General features: G+C 37.2%; 12 protein-coding genes. 9 read left to right on the top strand and 3 right to left on the bottom strand.

Features of this window, described 5'->3' with window-relative positions:
- Window positions 1–15 precede the first annotated feature (15 nt).
- The 5 genes from DRF57_RS04720 (at window position 16) to DRF57_RS04700 (ending at window position 7156) form a co-directional block, all read left to right on the top strand.
- A complete protein-coding gene (locus tag DRF57_RS04720; protein WP_047485371.1) occupies window positions 16–1134 on the top strand; it encodes an HlyD family secretion protein in 1119 nt (372 codons plus the stop codon).
- A gap of 103 nt (window positions 1135–1237) precedes the next feature.
- Window positions 1238–2830 (top strand): hypothetical protein, encoded by a 1593-nt coding sequence (locus DRF57_RS04715; RefSeq protein ID WP_047485367.1) that lies wholly within the window; start codon window positions 1238–1240, stop codon window positions 2828–2830.
- A gap of 192 nt (window positions 2831–3022) precedes the next feature.
- Window positions 3023–5233, top strand: a complete 2211-nt coding sequence (locus DRF57_RS04710) for a TonB-dependent receptor (RefSeq protein WP_115917161.1) — start codon at window positions 3023–3025, stop codon at window positions 5231–5233.
- A gap of 105 nt (window positions 5234–5338) precedes the next feature.
- The gene (locus tag DRF57_RS04705; RefSeq protein WP_115917159.1) at window positions 5339–6151 is read left to right on the top strand and encodes a siderophore-interacting protein; all 813 of its coding nucleotides are present in this window, start codon (window positions 5339–5341) and stop codon (window positions 6149–6151) included.
- Window positions 6152–6451: 300 nt separating this feature from the next.
- Window positions 6452–7156 carry a class I SAM-dependent methyltransferase gene (locus DRF57_RS04700; RefSeq protein ID WP_084085999.1) on the top strand — a complete coding sequence of 235 codons (705 nt, stop codon included), beginning with the start codon at window positions 6452–6454 and terminating at the stop codon, window positions 7154–7156.
- 199 nt (window positions 7157–7355) lie between these two features.
- Here the strand turns inward: DRF57_RS04700 and DRF57_RS04695 are convergent, their stop codons facing one another.
- On the bottom strand, window positions 7356–8018 hold the full coding sequence (locus DRF57_RS04695; RefSeq protein WP_115917157.1) for a hypothetical protein: 663 nt from the start codon (window positions 8016–8018) through the stop codon (window positions 7356–7358).
- A 133-nt stretch (window positions 8019–8151) separates the two neighbouring features.
- Complete coding sequence (gene metG / locus DRF57_RS04690; RefSeq protein WP_115917155.1) at window positions 8152–10188, bottom strand: methionine--tRNA ligase; 2037 nt, start codon at window positions 10186–10188, stop codon at window positions 8152–8154.
- Between the two features lie 337 nt (window positions 10189–10525).
- Here metG and DRF57_RS04685 point away from each other — a divergent pair, with 337 nt between their 5' ends.
- The 3 genes from DRF57_RS04685 (at window position 10526) to DRF57_RS04675 (ending at window position 17133) form a co-directional block, all read left to right on the top strand.
- Entirely contained in the window at window positions 10526–13285 is a 2760-nt protein-coding gene (locus DRF57_RS04685; protein WP_047485721.1) for a SusC/RagA family TonB-linked outer membrane protein, read from the top strand.
- A 12-nt stretch (window positions 13286–13297) separates the two neighbouring features.
- Window positions 13298–14902 (top strand): RagB/SusD family nutrient uptake outer membrane protein, encoded by a 1605-nt coding sequence (locus tag DRF57_RS04680; RefSeq protein ID WP_115917153.1) that lies wholly within the window; start codon window positions 13298–13300, stop codon window positions 14900–14902.
- A 74-nt stretch (window positions 14903–14976) separates the two neighbouring features.
- Window positions 14977–17133: a glycoside hydrolase family 97 protein gene (locus tag DRF57_RS04675; protein WP_047485356.1), complete on the top strand. Its 2157-nt coding sequence runs from the start codon at window positions 14977–14979 to the stop codon at window positions 17131–17133.
- Between the two features lie 89 nt (window positions 17134–17222).
- Here the strand turns inward: DRF57_RS04675 and DRF57_RS04670 are convergent, their stop codons facing one another.
- Window positions 17223–18194 (bottom strand): sterol desaturase family protein, encoded by a 972-nt coding sequence (locus DRF57_RS04670; protein WP_047485354.1) that lies wholly within the window; start codon window positions 18192–18194, stop codon window positions 17223–17225.
- Window positions 18195–18858: 664 nt separating this feature from the next.
- Between DRF57_RS04670 and DRF57_RS04665 the strand changes: the two genes are divergently transcribed.
- On the top strand, window positions 18859–20235 hold the full coding sequence (locus DRF57_RS04665; RefSeq protein WP_115917151.1) for a T9SS type A sorting domain-containing protein: 1377 nt from the start codon (window positions 18859–18861) through the stop codon (window positions 20233–20235).
- The last annotated feature ends 20 nt before the right edge of the window (window positions 20236–20255 follow it).

The raw sequence follows: 20255 nt of genomic DNA, 5'->3' as shown, positions 1-20255 counted from the left end.
CTGAAAATCAGCACAATGGAAAACAAGGAACAAACGACTCAAAATACACCTCAAACTCCTGCAAAACCAAGTGGAGAAGGTAAAAAAAAGCAAAATAAAAAGAATAAAATCAGAGCAATCATTTCTAACATCATCGTTTTTATGTTGATTGGTTTCGGATTGTTTTGGTTAATCCGTGAATATTTCCATATCGGGAATAAAACCTATACGGAAGCGGCTCAGGTTGAAGAATTTATTAATCCAATCAATACAAGGGTTTCTGCCTATATCAAAGACATTAAGTTTATAGAACACCAAAAGGTAAAGAAAGGGGATACCCTGGTGGTTCTTGACAATCGTGAAATCCTGACACAATTGGGACAAGCTGAAGCTGCTTATCAGAATGCAATAGCTCAGAAAACAGCTACAGGTTCTTCTGTAAACACAGTCTCCAACAACATTAATGTAATGGAGTCCAATATTGCCGGTGCCAAAGCCAGACTTTGGAATGCCGAACAAAACTTAAACCGATATAAAAATCTTCTGTCCGCTGAAGCAGTGACAAGACAGCAATATGACCAGATAAAAACTGAATATGACGCCCAGAAAGCAGCTTATGAAACATTGGTCAATCAAAAGCAGTCGGCGAATCTTTCTACAACGGAAGTGAAGAGCAGATTGGGAATCAATGATGCAGAAATTAAAAGAACGAAGTCTGCTTTGGATATGGCAAAAATCAACCTTTCATATACGGTCATCACAGCACCTTATGATGGGGTAATGGGAAGAAGAACGATTTCTGAAGGACAGCTGATTCAGCCGGGACAACAGGTAGCTACCATTGTACTGAACGGTCAGAAGTGGGTTACCGCTAACTTCCTTGAAAGTCAGATGCCTAATATTAAAATCGGTGAAAAAATAACAATGTCGGCAGATGCTTTGGGGGGTAAAAAGTTTGAAGGAGTGGTGACAGCGGTGTCTGCGGCCACCGGATCAAGATATTCAAGCGTACCTACCGATAACTCTACCGGAAACTTCATTAAAGTGCAGCAAAGAATCCCTGTAAGAATTGAATTTACAGCTTCCAATAAAAAAGAAGATATGGATAAACTAAGTGCAGGAATGAACATGAATGTGAATATTAATCAAGACTAAAAGATGGAAGATGTCAGATTTCAGACCAAATGCTTTGAATGAAGACTGAAGATGAATTAAAAGTCTGTTATCTGATATCTGAAATCTATTATCTAAAAAAAACATGTACAACAAAGGATTATATAACGACTGGGTACCTAAACCCGTACAGCTGCTGCTGATTGTATTACTGCTTGCAGTGGTAATGCCGCTTGGTGGGGTGTATACCGGGAATATCAGCCATTTGGTGAGCGGTACCGGCGCGTTAACAGAATATTTCATGTGGGCCAATTATGCCACTACCATTGGGATGGGAGCGTGTATGCCGGTTGTTCTCAGAATGAAAATGAGATTCAAAGTGAGAGATAAAATGGTATTGCTGCTTGTGCTTTTGGGGCTGTTGAGCTATGTGAATGCCACTACTTTAGAACCCATGATTTTTGTTTCTACCTCTCTTCTGATTGGATTTATGAAAATGATGGTGACTATAGAGCTGTTTCTGCCATTAATGATGATGATCGGTAACCGAGGAATGTTTTACGGATTGTTTTATACATTTGTTCTGGTAATGAACCAGGTAGCAGCTTATTACGCTGCTAAGTTTGCCCTTCTGTACAACTGGCAACAGTTTTACATCTTTACAGCAGTTTTATGTTTTGCATTGGCGCTTATCCACTGGATCTTCATGCACAATAAGTATTTTGCACTGAAGGTCCCTCTGCACTACATCGACTGGCTAAGTATACTGCTGTTTATATCCACTTTTATGTTTTCGGCATATGTGTATGCTTTCGGAAGACAACAGGATTGGCTGAATTCAAAACATATCATTAATGCAAGTATTGCGGCCTTTATAAGCTTTGCTCTGCTTAGTATCCGTCAGTTAACTTTAAAACGGCCTTACCTTTCATTTAAAATATTTACCAAAAATAATGTTCAGCATGGTTTGTTTATGTTGTTTTGGTTGGGAATGTTTTTAGGAACAGCCTCTCTTCAGAATACTTTTGCAGTGGGAGTTTTGGGATATGACCAAGTGACGAATGCCGGTCTTAGTCTACTGATGATTCCCGGAATTATCTTAGCCGGAGCTATTGCTGTTTTCTGGTTTAAAAAGGAAAAACCGCTGAAGATGTATATATTTTCAGGTTTTGCCGGGATGATAGGATATGCCATCATTATGTATTTTTCGATGGTATTGGAATTTAGTTATGATCATTGGTATCTGCCCATGTTCTTGAAAGGCTATGGAATGTGTTCACTGTTTATTTCAGTATGGTTTTATACTTTAGATAAGCTTGAAATGGATGAAATGCTTGCCGCAATAGGGCTGGTATTGGTTTGGAGAACCTTTTTGGCTGTAGGTATTTTTTCAACCCTGTATTCGTGGTTTCAATACCGGTTTCAGATTACAGCAGTAGGAGACCTTGCCGTCTATATGGACGGAATGACGGTTACTCCTCAGAATGTAGCTGCCAATATGAAGGCTATCCAGCTGAATGCTATTATTATTGCTACCAAAAAGATATTCGGATATATCATTATGGTTGGTTTCGGAGTTTTGTTTTATGTAATTACCCATCATTTTGGAGCCAAGCGTTTCCAATACCTGAGATTTGTAAGAGTAATTGGCGGAAAATCTGTTATTGCAAGAAGAAGACTTCATGAACGAAAAAAATTATTAGAAGAAATAAAAGACGCAGCCGGACCTGCGGTATAAAAAATAACCTTGTTTTTCACTAGTAAAATCCCGGATCCTGTATAGGCTGGGATTTTACGTTTTTTATGAATTTTATACATGAAATCCAGACTGCATAGTCTTTTAAATTATGAATAATTTCAGCTTTAGTTATTTTTATTTAGAAGTAATAAAAATTATATTTGTAGGATTATAAAACTTCGAGTAGAAAGAATGAAAAAGCAGTATGCATTCATAGGTCTGTTAGCTTCAGGATTATTATTTTCCCAGACCGCTAAGGATTCTATAGCCTCTAAAGGTATTGACGATGTGGTGATCGTAGCCTCCAGAAAACCTACAAAAATCTCTGAAATTCCAGGAACAGTCTGGGTGGTTCAGAAAGAAAAAATTCAGGAACAGGCCAAAAGCGGGGTTCCTATTAAAGAAATGCTTTCCATCCTAATTCCAAGTATGGATATTGGTCCACAGGGAAGAACTAACTATGGACAGAATATGAGAGGACGTTCTGCGCTGGTAATGATTGACGGAGTTTCATTGAACAGTATTCGTGCCATCAGTCGTCAGCTGGACGCTATTGACCCGTTTAATATTGAAAGAATTGAAGTGCTTTCCGGAGCAAGTTCCATTTATGGAGGAAATGCAACGGGGGGTATCATCAATATTATTACAAAAACCCCTTCCAAAAAAGGAATCAGTGGAGAAACTGAATTGGGAGCACGTTCAGGACTTATGGGTAAAGATGACCATGACTTCCGTGCTGCACAGTCTATTGCAGGAAAAGGAGAAAAATTCTTCGGAAGATTGGGAATTGCTTACCAGCAAAATGGAGGAGTCTATGGTGCAGACCAGCATCAGCTTTTTACTGATATTACCCAAACCGACCTTCAGTACAACCAGTCTGTTGACATCATGGCTACAGGAGGATACCAGTTTAATAATAAACATAAAATAACAGCTTCCCTTCAGTATTATAACTCTAAGTTTAATGGAGACCGAAGCCTGTTTTTAGGAGAAAATTTAAGTGCTTTTACAAAGAAAAATGCTTCTTTGCTGGAAATGAGAGACGGTTTTTCTTCCGATAAAAATGTAGGAACAGAACGTTATATGGGAACCGTAGCCTATACCGGGACCGGAATTCTTGGCGGACAGGACCTATATGTACAACTGGCTACCCGTGGTGAGAAATTAGGATTTTATCCTTTCCCCGGAAATGTGACATTGCAGAGCGGAAAAATAGCCTATATGTCATCTTCACAGCAGGATACCTACTACTCAGGGATCAAAGCTTTATTATCAAAATCATGGAGAGGGCTGAATGTTACTTATGGAGCGGATATTGATTTTGAAAAATTTGAAGGAAATCAGTCGGTTTATGATATTGCTAAAACAATGTCAAGCGGTGGATTGATCAATGAAACAAAATACAGATTAGGAAGATATCCTACCAACCATTCTCAGAGTTATGCAGGATATGTTCAGGCAAAGTATAATATCCTTCCCAAGTTACAGGTTAATGCAGGAGTCCGTTATCAGAACATCACTGTAAAAATGGATGATTTTGTGGGCTCTGAGCAGCAGACTCAGGTAGCAATGGGATACGGAGCATCAGCATCTGCCATTCCCGGAGGGGAGAGTTCTTACAATGTAACCCTTGCGAATGCCGGATTACTGTATAAATTCAATGAACAGCACCAGGTTTGGGGAACATTTTCCCAGGGGGCAAGTTTGGCAGATCCTGCAAAGTTTTATGGCATCGGGACCTATAAATTGAATGGGACGAACTGGGATGTGGTATCAAGTATCAATGTAAAAGACCAGCCACTACAGGCGATCAAAACCAATCAGTTTGAAGTGGGGTACCGTGTCAATAAAGGTGGATTGAGAGCACAGGTTGCAGGGTTTTTAAGTAATTCTGACAAGAGTGTTGCAGTAGATAAAAAGACGTTTCAGATCCTGGTGAATGATTTGAAATTAAGGAATATGGGAATCGAAGCTGAGGTTTCCTATGCTTTAAGCAATGGGGTTTACTTCGGAGCCAGCGGACTTTTGATTAAATCTGAGGTAGATAATAAAGGAGAATGGCAAAAGCAGGAGATCTATAACGCTTCTCCATCAAAATTAGTGACTTATATTGGATATACTATTAAGGACTGGTCGTTCAGATTCCAGTCGCTGCAGAATTTCAAACAGAAAGACGAGCTTAATAATGTAGTGGAAGGATATAATACCTCTGATTTAATGGTTGGCTACCGATTCAACTGGGGTAAATTCAATGTAGGAATCCAGAACCTGTTTAATACAGATTATCAGACGATTTGGAGCAAGCGTTCTCAGGTTTTATATTCTTCTTACGGACTTCCTGAACTGTTTAATTACAAAGGAAGAGGAAGAACATTCAACCTGTCTTATACATTTGATTTTTAAAAATAGATTAGGGTATACAGCCTTAATCTGAATGATATTTTCTTAGACATCCGGTTTCTGACGCTAGCTGGAAACCGGATATTAATTTTAAAAAAAATTTCAGTTATGGCGAAAATTTCAACAGGGCAGATTGTTGCCGAAGTGACCAGAAAAGAATACATCACTGACCATTTTATCAGGGTTTATTTATATTCACCTGAAGTCCATTTGTTTAAAAACACAGTGGTAGGAGATAATAATAAAATTGCAGTTCCTCCGGCTGGGTTAAACGAAGTTCATTTTCCAACCCTGGATGAAAATCATCAATGGGTATATCCTGCTAAGGAAATTGCTCCGGCTATCAGGACTTATACGCATAGAGGAATTGATCTTGATAAAAATGAGCTGATCATTGATTTTGTAGATCATGGAGACGGTGGTCCGGCCTCAAAGTGGGTGAGAGATGCGGAAGCTGGTTCCAAACTGGGAGTGATGATGCGGCTGGATGGAAAAGAGCTGTATCCTGAAGCCGATTGGTATTTATTAGCGGGAGATGCTACCGCAATTCCTGTTTTAAGTGCTATTTTAGAAACCCTGCCGGCAACTGCAAAAGGGGTCTGTATCATTGAAGTTCATGGAAAAGAAGATGAGCAGCTCTTAGCAACTCAAGCAGATATTGATTTTAAGTGGCTTCATAATGCACAACCTCAGACCGGCAGTAAGATGCCGGAAGCGGTAAAAAATATTGAAATTCCTGAAACCCGGAAGTTTGGTTATGTGGCCTGCGAGTTTTCAAGTGTTAAAGAAATCCGTACTTATCTGAGAAAAGATAAAAACTGGACTTCCCAGGAACTGTATGCGTATTCTTACTGGAAAGCGGGAGTAGCTGAAAATGAGTCCCAGGCGGACAGACATAGGGAGAAGGATTCGATGGAGTAGGTAATAGGTGATAGGTTGTGGTGAAGAGAAGATTTATTTTTTACAGGAGAAAGTAAAAAATAAGGATGTATTGTTAAAATTCAAGAGGTGTGGACTTTAGTCTGCTTACCATATCCATCAAATATCATCTGGCTTTAGCCAAAACCTAAAATATTAATTATTCCACTCATCTTTATCATTTAAAGACCGAAGCAAAGCCTTCGGTTGACAGTGTTGCGGATGTTGTATTACTGAGATTGGGACGGCAAATTTTCAATTTTCAACTTTTAATTCTCCATTTTTAACTTGTATCTTTGCAGCATGAAAGATTTAATGGGCAGAGCAATCTGGGATTATTATCACAATGACAATCCGGAAGATCTGCAGACTGAAACATCAATTTCTGAACTGGATGAACTTCCTGTAGATTACTTATTCAGAGATTTTGAAGAAATGAATGGTATTGAGCAGAAGGCACTGCAGTTATCCGGAGGAAAAGTTTTGGATATAGGGGCAGGGGCCGGTTCTCATGCTTTGTATCTTCAGAATGAAAAAGGCCTTGAGGTAGTGGCGCTGGATATTTCACCTAAATCTGTTGAAGTTTGTAAACTGAGAGGGATCAAAAATGCTGTCTGTGAAAATATTCTTGATTTTTCGGGAGAAACTTTCGATACTGTTTTATTACTGATGAATGGTACCGGAATTTTTGAAAGTCTACCTAAAATAGATCCCTATCTTCAAAAATTACATGCTTTATTAAATGATAACGGGCAAATTCTGATCGACAGTACTGATATTCTCTATATGTTTGACCGGGATGAAGATGGTGGTGTGTATATCCCTGCCGGTGGATATTATGGGGAGTTAGACTATGTGGTTCATTATAAAGGGGAATCTGAGGAGCCGATCACATGGCTGTATCTCGATTTCAATACCCTGAAAAATGCAGCGGAGCATAATGGATTTAAAATAGAACGGATTCTGAAGGATGAGGATTCTTATTTGGCAAAACTGACCAAGAAATAGCAATCATCGGCCTACGAAGCAATTTTGCCGATGTTCATATATATTGTCATTCCGTAAGATCCAGTCTTACGGAATGATTTTTTTAGCCCCGATAGAAACGGTTACCCCGCAGCCAGATTTGGCCTGTTCAGCTTGGGCGCGAGGAGTAAAAGTGGATAGCGGGAATCAGCTTCTAAAAACGCATGCTAAAACCAATATTTTATCTGAATAAACGGAGAATCTTAAGCAATGGGTATATGGAAAACCAATCCCGGTAATAATAGGACATCAGAACTGCCGTTCCAATGCATAAAATAACAGGGAAAATATAGGACTCTGCCTGATAAGGAAGCTTTTTGGGAATAGTAGCTACCCAGATACCGACCAGGCTTAATGTTCCGATTACTATAATTCCCATTTCAGGACTGGATCGTGAGGTGGTGGTGAAGTCAAAATGAGATTGAAATACATATTCCTGCAAAAAGAAAAAAAGAAAGCCGAATATCAATGTAAGGAGAGCCGGGAAATATTTTTTTAATTTTATTAAATTCAGGCACAATAAAATAGCTCCGGGAATGGTGCCCAGAATAACACTGCTTATAAAAACGGTCATCCTAGAATACAGTTTGATAGCAGTAGGATCTTCTGTAATATGATCCTTCCAAAGCTCTTTTTCTTCCGTAAGCTTTGCTTCTTCTGCATTTTTTTTACTTTGAATCAACTCCTGAACTGCGGCTTTTTCCTCTTCGGTAAAAACCCGTCCTCTTTCTTTTAATAGCTCAAAAGCCATCGAGACAGCTTCTGACACAAAACGATTGCCTTCTTTTATATATTTTTCTAATTCGGAATCTGAGAGTTTCCTCAGTACGCTTTTATTTACCATATATATTTGTAAAAACGTTTTTATATTGAAATATTTACCTTATCCTGTGTTTATAAATGATACTGCGGATCATATAGAATCAAAAAGAGGCTATCTTGGAAGAAAGCCTCTTTGTATATGAGTGAATGGGTAATTATCCGATCTCAATACCGTTTTCGACATTGCTGTCATCCGGTGTTACGAAAGATAATTTTCCATCAGGTTTAGTTGTTAATAGTAACATTCCCTGAGATTCAATTCCTCTGATTTTTCTTGGAGCAAGGTTCAGTAAGATCATTACCTGTTTTCCAATCAATTCTTCCGGCGTGAAGCTTTCGGCAATTCCTGAAACAACAGTTCTTACATCTACTCCCGTATCTACAGTAAGTTTCAATAGTTTATCTGCTTTTTCTACCTTTTCAGCTTCTAAAATGGTTGCTGTTCTAAGGTCTATTTTAGTAAAGTCATCAAATGTGATCTCTTCTTTCATAGGGGTTGCGTTAGGGTTTGTTTTTTTATTGTTTTGTTTAGTGTCTTCCAGCTTTTGGATCTGAGCTTCAATCACATCATCTTCAATTTTTGAGAAAAGAAGAGAGGATTCGTTGATTTTGTGTCCGGTTTCAATTAAAACAGATTGGGTTTCAATATCATTCCATGTTTTCTTCTCAACATTGAACATATTCAATAGCTTTTCAGAGCTGAAAGGCATGAAAGGTTCACACAACTGAGCTAAAGCTACAGCAATCTGTGCTCCTACAAATAAAGACTGTGCAGCCTTTTCAGGGTTGTCTTTAATTGTTTTCCATGGTTCTTCTGTCTGAAGATACTGGTTTCCAAAACGGGCAAGATTCATTAATGCAGATAAAGCATTTCTAAATTCGTAATTTTCCAGGAATCCTGAAATTTCTTTTGCTGCTTTGTTTATTTCCTGTAATTCAGGACTGTTTACATCTCCTTGAGGAATAACACCGTCATAATATTTATGAACAAGAACAGCAACTCTGTTGATGAAGTTTCCGAAGATCCCCACCAATTCAGAATTATTCTTAGTCTGGAAATCCTTCCATGTAAAGTTATTATCTTTTGTTTCAGGAGCTGATGAAAGAAGAGCATATCTTAATACGTCCTGTTGGCCAGGGAAATCTTCCACATATTCATGAGCCCATACCGCCCAGTTTCTTGATGTTGAGATCTTATCGTTCTCAAGGTTCAGGAATTCAAAAGCAGGAACATTAGCCGGCATGATGTAATCTCCGTGAGCTTTCATCATCGAAGGGAAAATAATACAGTGGAATACAATATTATCCTTTCCGATAAAATGTACTAAGTCACTGTTTTCACTTTGCCAGTAATCCTTCCAGTCTTTTCCGTTTTTCTCAGCCCATTCTTTAGTGAATGAAATATACCCGATAGGAGCATCAAACCAAACGTAAAGTACTTTTCCTTCTGCATTCGGAAGAGGAACAGGAACTCCCCAGTTCAGATCTCTGGTCATTGCACGTGGTTTCAATCCGTCATTTAACCATGACTTAACCTGTCCGTATACATTCGGTTTCCAGTCATCTTTGTGCCCTTCAATAATCCATTCATTTAAGAAGTTTTCATATTCATTTAAAGGAAGATACCAGTTCTTCGTTTCTTTAAGAATAGGAACATTTCCACTGAGCATGGATTTCGGATTGATCAGTTCTGAAGGAGAAAGGGTAGACCCACACTTCTCACACTGGTCACCATAAGCATTCTCATTACCACAGTTGGGACAGGTTCCTACAATATAACGGTCAGCAAGGAATTCTCCTGCCTGCTCGTCAAAATACTGCTCAGAAATTTCTTCAGTAAACTTTCCTTTTTCATAGAGAACCTTAAAGAAATCCTGGCTGGTCTCATAATGGTTCTTGGAAGTTGTTCTTGAATATTCATCAAAAGAGATTCCTAAATCTGAAAAGGATTTTTTGATGATCTCGTGATATTTATCCACGATATCCTGTGGGGTAACCCCTTCCTTTTTAGCTCTTATGGTAATAGGAATTCCGTGCTCATCTGATCCACAGATAAACGCTACATCCTTTCCTGATCTTCTCTGAAATCTTGCGTAAACATCCGCAGGAATATAGACACCTGCCAAATGCCCTATATGAACCGGTCCGTTTGCATAAGGCAAAGCTGCCGTAATCATCTTTCTGTTTGACATTTATAGTAAAGTTTTGACTGCAAAGATAAGGATTATCTCTTGAATACCGCTCTTTGTGGAGTTATTATGCCTGACACCTTTATTTTTTTCCATGTGGATATGAAATAAAGTTAAACAAATGTTTAACAATTTGTTAATTTAGCATAAATACTATGCTATGCATAAGTCGTTGTAAAATATTGGAATTTAAAATTTTAACTAAAATAGGTTTCGTAATATACATAATTTTAACTAAAATTATATTAAATTTATAATAATTCTATTTTTTTTATAAATTGCGAGTCTGGCTTCAGGCCAAAATATGACTGAAAAAACGAAACTATAAAAAAATATGATTGTGAATAACTTTACAACAGTATTAAAAATTGCGCCTGCTTTTTTACTGGCCAGTACAGTAATGCATGCGCAGAACAAGGATTCTATTCCTCAAGAAAAAAAGATTGAAGAAGTGGTTTTGATTGGGTATGGAAAGCAGAAAAAATCTGATCTTACTGGTTCTATTACTTCTGTCACTGCAAAAGACTTCAACGGAGGGGCAACTTCTGCCGGACAGCTGATCCAAGGGAAAACACCCGGGGTACAGATTACCAATAACAGTGGTGCTCCGGGTTCCGGAACAAAAATCAGAATCAGGGGTACCTCTTCTTTAGGAGGAGAAAATTCTCCATTGATTGTTATTGATGGAGTTCCTCAGGATTTTGTAGGAGTAAACGGGGTGTCGGATCCTTTATCATTAATTAATCCTAATGATATTGAAACATTTGATATCCTAAAAGATGCTTCTGCAACTGCTATTTATGGAAATAGGGCTTCTAACGGGGTAATTTTGATTACCACCAAAAAGGGAAGTGCTGGAAAATTCAAAGTTAACTTCTCAACTGTTACTTCACTTTCTACAAAAATGGGAACTGTGGATGTTTTAACTGCTGATGAATTTAGAAACTTTGTGAATACTTACGCACCTGCAAGCTATAAAGCGAAATTGGGAAATGCAAGTACCAACTGGCAGGATGTAATCTATCAGGCTGCTTGGGGAACAGATAATAATGTGGCCTTATCAGGAGGAATTAAAGGATTACCGTATCGTTTATCTATCGGTTATAATGAACAGAATGGTATTGTAAGATCAAATTCATTCAGAAGAACTTCGGTAGGTTTAAATTTAAATCCTAAATTTTTTGATAATCATTTATCAGTAAATGTAAATGCAAAAGGTACCTTCACAGACAATAGATTTGTTGATGGAGGAGTAATCAAAGCAGCTACTTATTTTGATCCTACAAAGCCGGTATATTCCGGGAATTCTAACTACGGTGGATATTATGAGTGGTTGGATTCTGGTTCTCCTAATGGTTATAATGTGAATTCAAATTCAAATCCACTGGGGATGATAGATGGTCTTCGTGATGTTTCTTCTGTAACAAGAGGTTTAGGGAATATTCAGCTGGATTATAAATTTCATTTCCTTCCGGACTTACATTTTAATGTGAATGCAGGGTATGACTATACTAAAAGTGAAGGGCATAAAGTAAAGGATGCAAGATATAGAATAGGTTACGAAGATAAAGGAAGTGATAATTTCTATTCTATGGAAAAGAAAAATAAGTTGTTGGAAACGTATTTTAACTATACCAAAAACATCTCCGCTATTAATACCGGAGTAGATCTTACTGCAGGATATTCCTATCAGGATTTTAACATTATCATCCCAGGTGCTATTACATACAGAGGTAATGGTAATAATGTGAAAGACGTGGATTTTGAAAGCAGAAATACATTGATCTCTTTTTATGGTAGAGCTATTTTTACTGTTGCCAATAAATATGTCATTTCAGGATCTATACGTAGAGATGGTTCTTCCAGATTCTATAACCTGACAAGAGATAATGTATGGGGAGTATTTCCAGGGGTATCATTAGCATGGAAACTAAACGAAGAAAATTTCATTAAAAATATTTCAGCAATCAGTACATTGAAACTGAGAGCAGGTTGGGGTAAAACCGGACAACAGGAATTACCAGCACTTGGGATAAATGGAAACAAACCTAATAATTATCCGGCTCTTGGTGCTTATAACCCAAGTAACCCCGGAGCGTATTATCAGTTTGGCAATGAGGCCTACTATATGTTCCGTCCCGCCAATTTCAACCCGAATCTTACCTGGGAAACTACGGTTACAAAGAATATAGGTTTGGATTTTGGTTTTGCTAAAAACAGAGTGACAGGATCTATCGACCTTTTTAGAAAAGATACCAAAGATTTATTAGTATTTGCAGATGAGCCGGCAGGAGGTTTAAGTAATGCAAGCTGGCAGAATATCGGAGATATGAAAAATGAAGGGATTGAAGGAAGTGTTACGGTAATCCCTGTAAAAAATGAAAATACAACCTGGGAAGTAAGTTTTAATGCTACTCATTATAAGCCAATCATCACAAAATTGAAAGACAGAGGAGGAGAGTCCTTTAATATGGAAGTAGGAGGAATTGAAGGAGGTTCAGGAAACAGAATTCAAGCTCATGCTGTAGGGTATGCACCTAACTCATTTTGGGTTTATGAACAAGCATATGATGCCAGCGGGAACCCTATAAGTGGTGGCTATGTGGATAGAAATGGAGACGGAGCAATCAATACGAAAGATATGTATTACTACAAATCAACCACACCGGATGCTATTTTAGGTTTTGCTACCAAATTATCACATAAAAACTGGGATTTTGCACTTAGTGCAAGAGCTGTACTGGGTAATTATGTATATAATAATGCTGCATCCAACAGTTCTCTGAAGTCTGCTTCTACTAACGAATATTTGCAAAATGTATTCTCGACAGCAGCGGATTATAAGTTCTCGGATTTTCAGTATAGATCGGATATTTATGTCGAAAATGCATCGTTTTTCAGATTGGATAATATCAATATTGGATATAATTTTGGGGAAATTTTCTCAAAAGGAAGTAATCTGAAAGTGTATGGTATGGCACAAAATGTTTTTGTGATTTCCAAATATTCAGGATTAGATCCTGAAGTATATGGCGGGATAGACAATGGATATTATCAGATGCCTAGAATTTATTCTTTAGGCTTTAACTTTCAATTTTAAATAAGAAGTAAGATGAGACTTAATAAGATCAAACTTAAGAATATAGTATTACCAATCTCAGCTGCATTTTTGTTAACAACGGCAGCTTCATGTTTAAAGGATCTGGAAAGAGAACCAATAACAGATCAGATTGGAAACAACATATACAAAGATTTTTCCAACTATAAAAACGTTTTGGCCAAACTGTATGGGGGCCTTGCCATGGGAGGCCAGATCAGCGGTGACGGAGATCAGCCGGATAGTGATATTAATGGGATCAATGGTGGCTTTTCTCAATATACAAGATTATTATATACACTTAATGTGGTTACCACAGATGAAGCTGTAATCGGTTGGAATGATGGAAACCTGCATACTATGCATAAGATGACCTGGGATGCATCCAACGAGTTCATTGCAGCGATGTATTACAGAGTATATACGGAAATTGCTTATTGTAATGAGTTTTTAAGAAATGTTACGGATGAAAGGCTGGGTACAAACAATATTACCGGAGATAATCTTATCCAGGCAAAATTGATGCGAGCTGAAGCCCGTTTTTTAAGAGCACAGTCTTATTATCATGCACTGGATATGTTTGGAAACGTTCCATTTGCTGATGAAAATTATTTGCCGGGTAGCGCTAACCCACCTAAAAGAATAGAAAGAAAGGCTTTATTTGATTATATAGAGTCTGAATTACTTGCCATTGCAGGAGAGTTAAAGGATCCCAGAACCAATGAATATGGTAGAGCTGATAAAGCTGCTGTCTGGGCTTTGTTGGCAAGATTATACTTGAATGCTGAAGTGTATACAGGAACTCAAAGAAATACGGATTGTATCACTTATTGTAATAAAGTAATCGGAGCCGGTTATTCATTAAAGCCAAAATATGAAGACCTGTTTTTAGCAGATAACAACATAAGTAATTCTGAACAGATTTTAAGCGTAAATTTTGACGGAATCAACACTCAGACCAACGGTGGAACCACTTACATGGTACATGCTGCTGTAGGAGGTGATATGAAAGCTGCAGACTACGGAATAAATGGTGGTTGGTATGGTTTGAGAGCAACAAAATCATTTGTAGGATTATTCCCTGCCAACGGAAGTGATAAAAGAGGTCGTTTTTTTACAACAAATCAGAATCTGGAAATTAATGATCTAGGTTCGTTTAATGATGGATATGCATTTATCAAGTATAAAAATATAAAAAGTAACGGATCTCCTGGTGCTCACAATAACTGGGTAGAAGCTTATATTCCTTTGTATCGTTTAGCTGATATTTACCTGATGTATGCTGAAGCGGTTCTTAGAGGCGGTGGCGGAGGTAGCCAGACTACGGCTATTGATTATGTCAATAAGCTGAGAGAACGTGCTTACGGGAGTACAAGTGGAAATGTTACTTCTATAAATCTTGATTTTATCTTAGATGAAAGAGGAAGGGAGCTATCTTGGGAAATGACGAGAAGATCAGACCTTATAAGATTTGGTAAATATACAACAGCTACTTACCTGTGGCCTTGGAAAGGGAATGTAAAAGAGGGGAAAGCAGTAGAAAGTTATAGAAATCTATTCCCAATTCCGGCAAGAGATATGGTAGCTAACCCTAACCTTATTCAAAACCCGGGATATTAATAAAATATAAATTAATTGAGTAAAACGCTGCTCTGTGCAGCGTTTTCTTTTACTAAAGTTAATAAATAGTCAATATGAAGAAAATTACAGTTGGAGCAGTGTTGCTCTCCATGATGTTTGTAGGTGTGAAAGCACAATCTTTAAAATCTCCGGATGGAAAGTTTGAAATGAATTTTCAGCTGAAAAATGGAGTACCTTACTATAACCTTACCTATAATGGAGGAGTAGTGGTTGAAGATTCTAAATTAGGATTAAGATTATTTAAAGACACAGCCATAAAATTCGCTTCCGAAATTGCTAAACCGGAAGATGCAAAATTCGACTTAAACAACGGTTTTGCAAAGGTAGATGAAAAGAGAGATTCTAAAAATGAGACGTGGCAGCCGGTTCTTGGGGAAAAGAAAAACTACATCAACAATTACAATGAGTTGGCAGTTACTTTGAACCAGGCTTCTACAGATAGAAGTATTGTGGTAAAATTCAGATTGTTTAATGATGGTCTGGGATTCAGATATGAATTTCCACAACAGAAAAACCTTAATTATTTCGTTATCAGAGAAGAGGATTCTGAAATTGATTTCCCAACAGATATGAAAGCTTGGTGGTTGGTTGCAGACTATGACTCTCAGGAATATCAATATCAGGAAACTAAAGTTTCTGAAATTCCTGCTAAGTGGGATCAGGCATTCGATGCCAATGCATCACAGTCATTAGTGAAAAATGCAGTTCAGTCACCCTTAATGCTTAAAAGAGAAGGAAAAGAACCTTTGTATATCAACGTTGCTGAAGCTGCAGTATTGGATTACCCTGCATCCCATCTGGAAGTTGATGCACAGAACTTCAGATTCAAAACGCACCTGACAGCAGACAGACAGGGAGCTAAGGGGTATATTCAGACTCCGTCAACAACACCGTGGAGAACAATTATTGTCGCTCCAAAAGCGGAACAGGTGATGGATTCTAAGATGATTTTTAACCTTAATGAGCCTACAAAGTATACGGATACTTCTTACATTCACCCTACAAAATACATGGGTGTTTGGTGGGAAATGATCATCGGAAAATCACAGTGGGCGTATTCTACAGCGGAGAATGTTCATATTGATAAGACGGATTTCTCGAAACTGACTCCAAACGGAAAACATGCTGCCAACAATACAAAAGTTAAAGAATACATCGACTTTGCCGCTGAGAATGGATTCCAGGGACTGTTGATCGAAGGATGGAATATTGGTTGGGAAGACTGGTTCGGACACTCTAAAGATTTTGTTTTTGATTTCATTACTCCTTACCCGGATTTTGATATCAAAATGCTGAATGATTATGCTCATGCTAAGGGGATAAAGCTGATCATGCACCACGAAACATCCGGTTCGGCAGCCAACTATGAAAGATGGTCTGATAAAGCATTCCAGCTGATGAATAAATATGGGTATGATGCAGTAAAAACAGGATATGTAGGAGATATTATCCCGAGAGGAGAACATCATTACTCTCAATGGACGATCAACCATTACTACAGAATTGCTGAAAAAGCCAATGAGTATAAGATTATGGTCAACTCTCACGAATCTGTACGTCCTACCGGTGAAAGCCGTACCTATCCAAACTATATTTCTGCAGAAGCAGCACGTGGTACGGAATATGAGGCTTTCGGAGGAAATAAGCCTGATCACCAGACTGTCCTTCCTTTTACAAGATGGATGGGTGGTTCAATGGATTATACTCCGGGAATTTTCCAAACTAAATTAGACTATTATTTCCCTGGAGATAAGCGTTTTGTAAAAACTACATTGGCTAAGCAGTTAGCATTATATGTGACGATGTATATGCCTCTTCAGATGGCAGCTGACCTTCCTGAAAACTATAAGAAGCATATGGATGCATTCCAGTTTATCAAGGATGTAGCTGCAGACTGGGATGATACTAAAATCTTATCTGCAGAGCCAGGAGATTACGTGATCACTGCCAGAAAAGCAAAAGGTACTGAAAATTGGTTTGTAGGTGGTATTACAGACGAAAATAAGCGTGAGTATACCGTAGATTTCTCATTCCTGGATAAAGGAAAGAAATATGAAGCAACAATCTATGAAGATGGAAAAGATGCTGATTATATCGACAACCCTCAAAGCTATAATATCTACAAGAAAGAGATTACCAGCAAGTCTAAGATTAATTTTAAAATGGTAAGAAGCGGTGGTTTCGCGGTTTCTATCAAACCTGTAAAATAAATTTTTATAAGCAATTATAAAACTGCCCCGGCTCAGAGAGCCGGGGCAGTTATTTTTTTAAATAAAGTATTGATTTTTCATTGAATATTTTATTGATCTGAATATTGATATTCTGGTTCTGGAACTTCTATTTTTTCAGGTAACGGCTTATTTTTTATCTTTTCGTTATATTCCTTTTGGTATTGTTTTACCGTTTTACCAGTCCCATCGTGCTTCCAGCCCGGAGAGTAAAAAAGATATTTTATCCTGTCTTTAAAGGAAAGTCCTGGCTGGCGAATATCTTTTCCAATTCTTCTCCATTCGTAAAAGAGCATAGTAGCAGGGTCTTTAGACTTTATTTTTGGGTATACTCCATATTTTACAGGAACTTCAGGGTCTTCTTTTTCAAATGTCCCAAAGATTTTGTCCCAGATAATCAGTCCCATTCCCATATTACGGTCTAAATATTTGATATTACAGGCATGATGTACACGGTGATGCGAAGGAGTTACCAAAATGTACTCTAAAAATCCCATGCTTTTAATAGATTGAGTATGCACAAAGGTACCATAGATTTGTATGGCCGAATACGCTACTAAAATATGCCATGGATGGAATCCCATGAATGCTAACGGGGAGAAAAATAAATACCTGTACAAAGGCTGGAATACAGGGCTTCTGAAGCCTGTACTGATATTGAAATAATCAGAATTGTGATGGGTAATGTGTACAGCCCAGAACACCCGTGAGTGATGGTCTACATAATGGTGGACATAATAAGCGAAATCCTGGGCAAGAAATACAGCAATCCAATACCATATTCCAACTTCCCAATCAAAAATGCGGTGATGATAAAAAAACATCATAACAAAAAGAGAAAAGCCCTTCATGATAATGTCCAGTCCATAGTTTAACAGGGCAAAAAGAACATTGGTTGCTACATCTTTGGTTTCATAAATTTTCTCTTTATTAAAATGGCTGTAGGCCATCTCTATAAAAATAATAGCAGCAAATACAGGAATGGTCCATGTGTAAACAACATCCGGGCCCTCAGTATGGAACATAGTACTAAAATCAAACATTTTTTCTGTAAAACTAAAAATAAAAAGAGATTGTAAGCCAGTTTTTTAGGAAAAATATTCTTCCCCACACAATATTTTTTATATAAATCCATAATAAATGAATTAAAATGGAAAAAAGATGATGTTATTATGAATAAAAGGATGCTGTTTTAAGAAAAGAGAGAAGATAAATTAAAATATGTTTCCAGTTTACCACCTATGATATTTTCAAAAATTTATAAAAAAAGAATAATAAGGTTTAGGGTGATCATTATTTGGGGATAATTGTTACGGTCTTCAAAAATAGAGGACTATATCATGCGAAATAATAAATTTTGAACATAATTAACTTATTTTCAATGTGTAAATTGACTTTTCAAGGTGTTTTTATTCAAAATAATTTGTTATTATGTTAAGTCAAAATTCTCTATTAAGGGAAAAAAAATATTTTTTTTACTTTCTAACCTAACTGATTTTTAAGCTCTCAATACTTATTACTTTTCTAAGAAAATGTCCTGTTTGAAGCCGTTTTTAGTTTTTTATCACAATAATGAAATGAGATTTATTTACTTGTTTTATTGGTTTGTAAAGGTTATTTTTTATTAAAATATTGAATTTTTTTAAATTTTTAATGCTCGTTTCATATTTTTTGCTAATTTGGCTGTACTAATAATCCTCATAGAGAATGAAAACTCAGTACCGTTTAAATGTGTGCAGCTGCCTTGCATTGTGCTTAGGTATCTTCTATGGTAATGCACAACTTATTGATCAGAAAAATAAGATCTGGGAAAAAGCAAAACCCGAATCGTTGCGAGAAACCTCAAAATGCGATTATGGCTCATTGCTCAACTTCAACTGTAATATAAGGCAACACTTGCCAAAACCTATTACCTACAGTAAAAATGATGCCCAATCTCTAATCGTTGTACATCATTCAGGTGAAGACGAAAACATCTGGTATAATAAAGATATTATTGCAGAGCTTAGCAATACTTCTTTCAAAAGCAGTGGAAGCGATAAGCTTATTGAACTGAAAAAGAAACCCAGTATTTTTTCTTATCTGGGATCTAAGCAAATTTCCAGTAACCCTAAAGACCGTCTGAATATAGGCCTTGAAGATAAAAATCTTTATGAGGCTATTTTTGTTCCCAGAAAGCTTTCAAAAAAGGACCTGGAAAAGGTTCATACCTATTTGTCTATTAAATATGGGATCTCACTGGTGGGTGTAAAATATGTCAACAGTAAAGGGGATGTCATCTGGGACCCTGAAAAACATAAAGATTTTAAAAACAGACCTACCGGTATTGGGAGAGATGATGCCAATGAGCTTAATCAGAAGCAATCCAGTAACCAGGAGGATAAGACAATCAGTATTGGAAGAGAAAAGATTTCAAGGACTAATTTTGAAAATAATGCTCCGTTAGACAACTATACATTTGCGATATGGTCTGATGATAACAAAGATCTCAGTTTTGAAGAGAAAGAAAACTTAAGGGTACTGAAGAGAAATTGGGAAATCAATTTTATCGGCAATACTATTCCTAAAAAAGGATATGTGCTGCAGATCGCTAAAAAGCTGATGAATCCTGAAAATTCACGTTTGAACTACTGGATGCTTATTAAAAATGAGGATGGCAGTTTAAAAAAAATAGAAGGAAAGGCTAACGATGAAATGGTAGAATATTCGGGAGTAGAATTTCCTGAAGATAAAAATTCAGCTGTTTTTACTTTTGCTACCAATAGTACCGGAGAAAAGCAACCGGATAAAAATAATATTCATGATCCAGCCTATACAAAAGGACCGGGTGATGCTACTTCAGATTTCCAATATATGCTGTATCCGAACCCTGTGAAAATGAACAATAATTTTACAGTGAAGTTCCCACCGACAGAAGGATTTGAGATTGCCATTTATGATGGAGGAGGAAGAATTCTTTCTACCGAAAAAATAGATTCGAAAATTACGATATATCAAAACAGCCTCAAGATACAAGGGGCCTACCTGGTCGTACTTACTCAAAACAAAAAACTGATTAAGGCTTTTAAAGTGGTCGTTGATTAATTAATACTATTTCCCTTAAT

It is taken from the genome of Chryseobacterium rhizosphaerae (genome assembly GCF_003385455.1).
GTDB classification, from domain to species: Bacteria; Bacteroidota; Bacteroidia; order Flavobacteriales; family Weeksellaceae; genus Chryseobacterium; species Chryseobacterium rhizosphaerae.
The sequence above is the reverse complement of the archived record's forward strand: the minus strand, read 5'-3'. Positions and strand labels throughout refer to the sequence as shown.

What these genes read in the sequence shown, in the direction of transcription:
- DRF57_RS04665 (WP_115917151.1), top strand. Translation starts at nt 18,859, where the DNA reads ATGAAAACTCAGTACCGTTTAAATGTGTGCAGCTGCCTTGCATTGTGC.
- DRF57_RS04700 (WP_084085999.1), top strand. Translation starts at nt 6,452, where the DNA reads ATGAAAGATTTAATGGGCAGAGCAATCTGGGATTATTATCACAATGAC.
- DRF57_RS04675 (WP_047485356.1), top strand. Translation starts at nt 14,977, where the DNA reads ATGAAGAAAATTACAGTTGGAGCAGTGTTGCTCTCCATGATGTTTGTA.
- DRF57_RS04680 (WP_115917153.1), top strand. Translation starts at nt 13,298, where the DNA reads ATGAGACTTAATAAGATCAAACTTAAGAATATAGTATTACCAATCTCA.
- DRF57_RS04695 (WP_115917157.1), bottom strand. Translation starts at nt 8,018, where the DNA reads ATGGTAAATAAAAGCGTACTGAGGAAACTCTCAGATTCCGAATTAGAA.
- DRF57_RS04705 (WP_115917159.1), top strand. Translation starts at nt 5,339, where the DNA reads ATGGCGAAAATTTCAACAGGGCAGATTGTTGCCGAAGTGACCAGAAAA.
- DRF57_RS04720 (WP_047485371.1), top strand. Translation starts at nt 16, where the DNA reads ATGGAAAACAAGGAACAAACGACTCAAAATACACCTCAAACTCCTGCA.
- DRF57_RS04710 (WP_115917161.1), top strand. Translation starts at nt 3,023, where the DNA reads ATGAAAAAGCAGTATGCATTCATAGGTCTGTTAGCTTCAGGATTATTA.
- DRF57_RS04715 (WP_047485367.1), top strand. Translation starts at nt 1,238, where the DNA reads ATGTACAACAAAGGATTATATAACGACTGGGTACCTAAACCCGTACAG.
- metG (WP_115917155.1), bottom strand. Translation starts at nt 10,188, where the DNA reads ATGTCAAACAGAAAGATGATTACGGCAGCTTTGCCTTATGCAAACGGA.
- DRF57_RS04670 (WP_047485354.1), bottom strand. Translation starts at nt 18,194, where the DNA reads ATGTTTGATTTTAGTACTATGTTCCATACTGAGGGCCCGGATGTTGTT.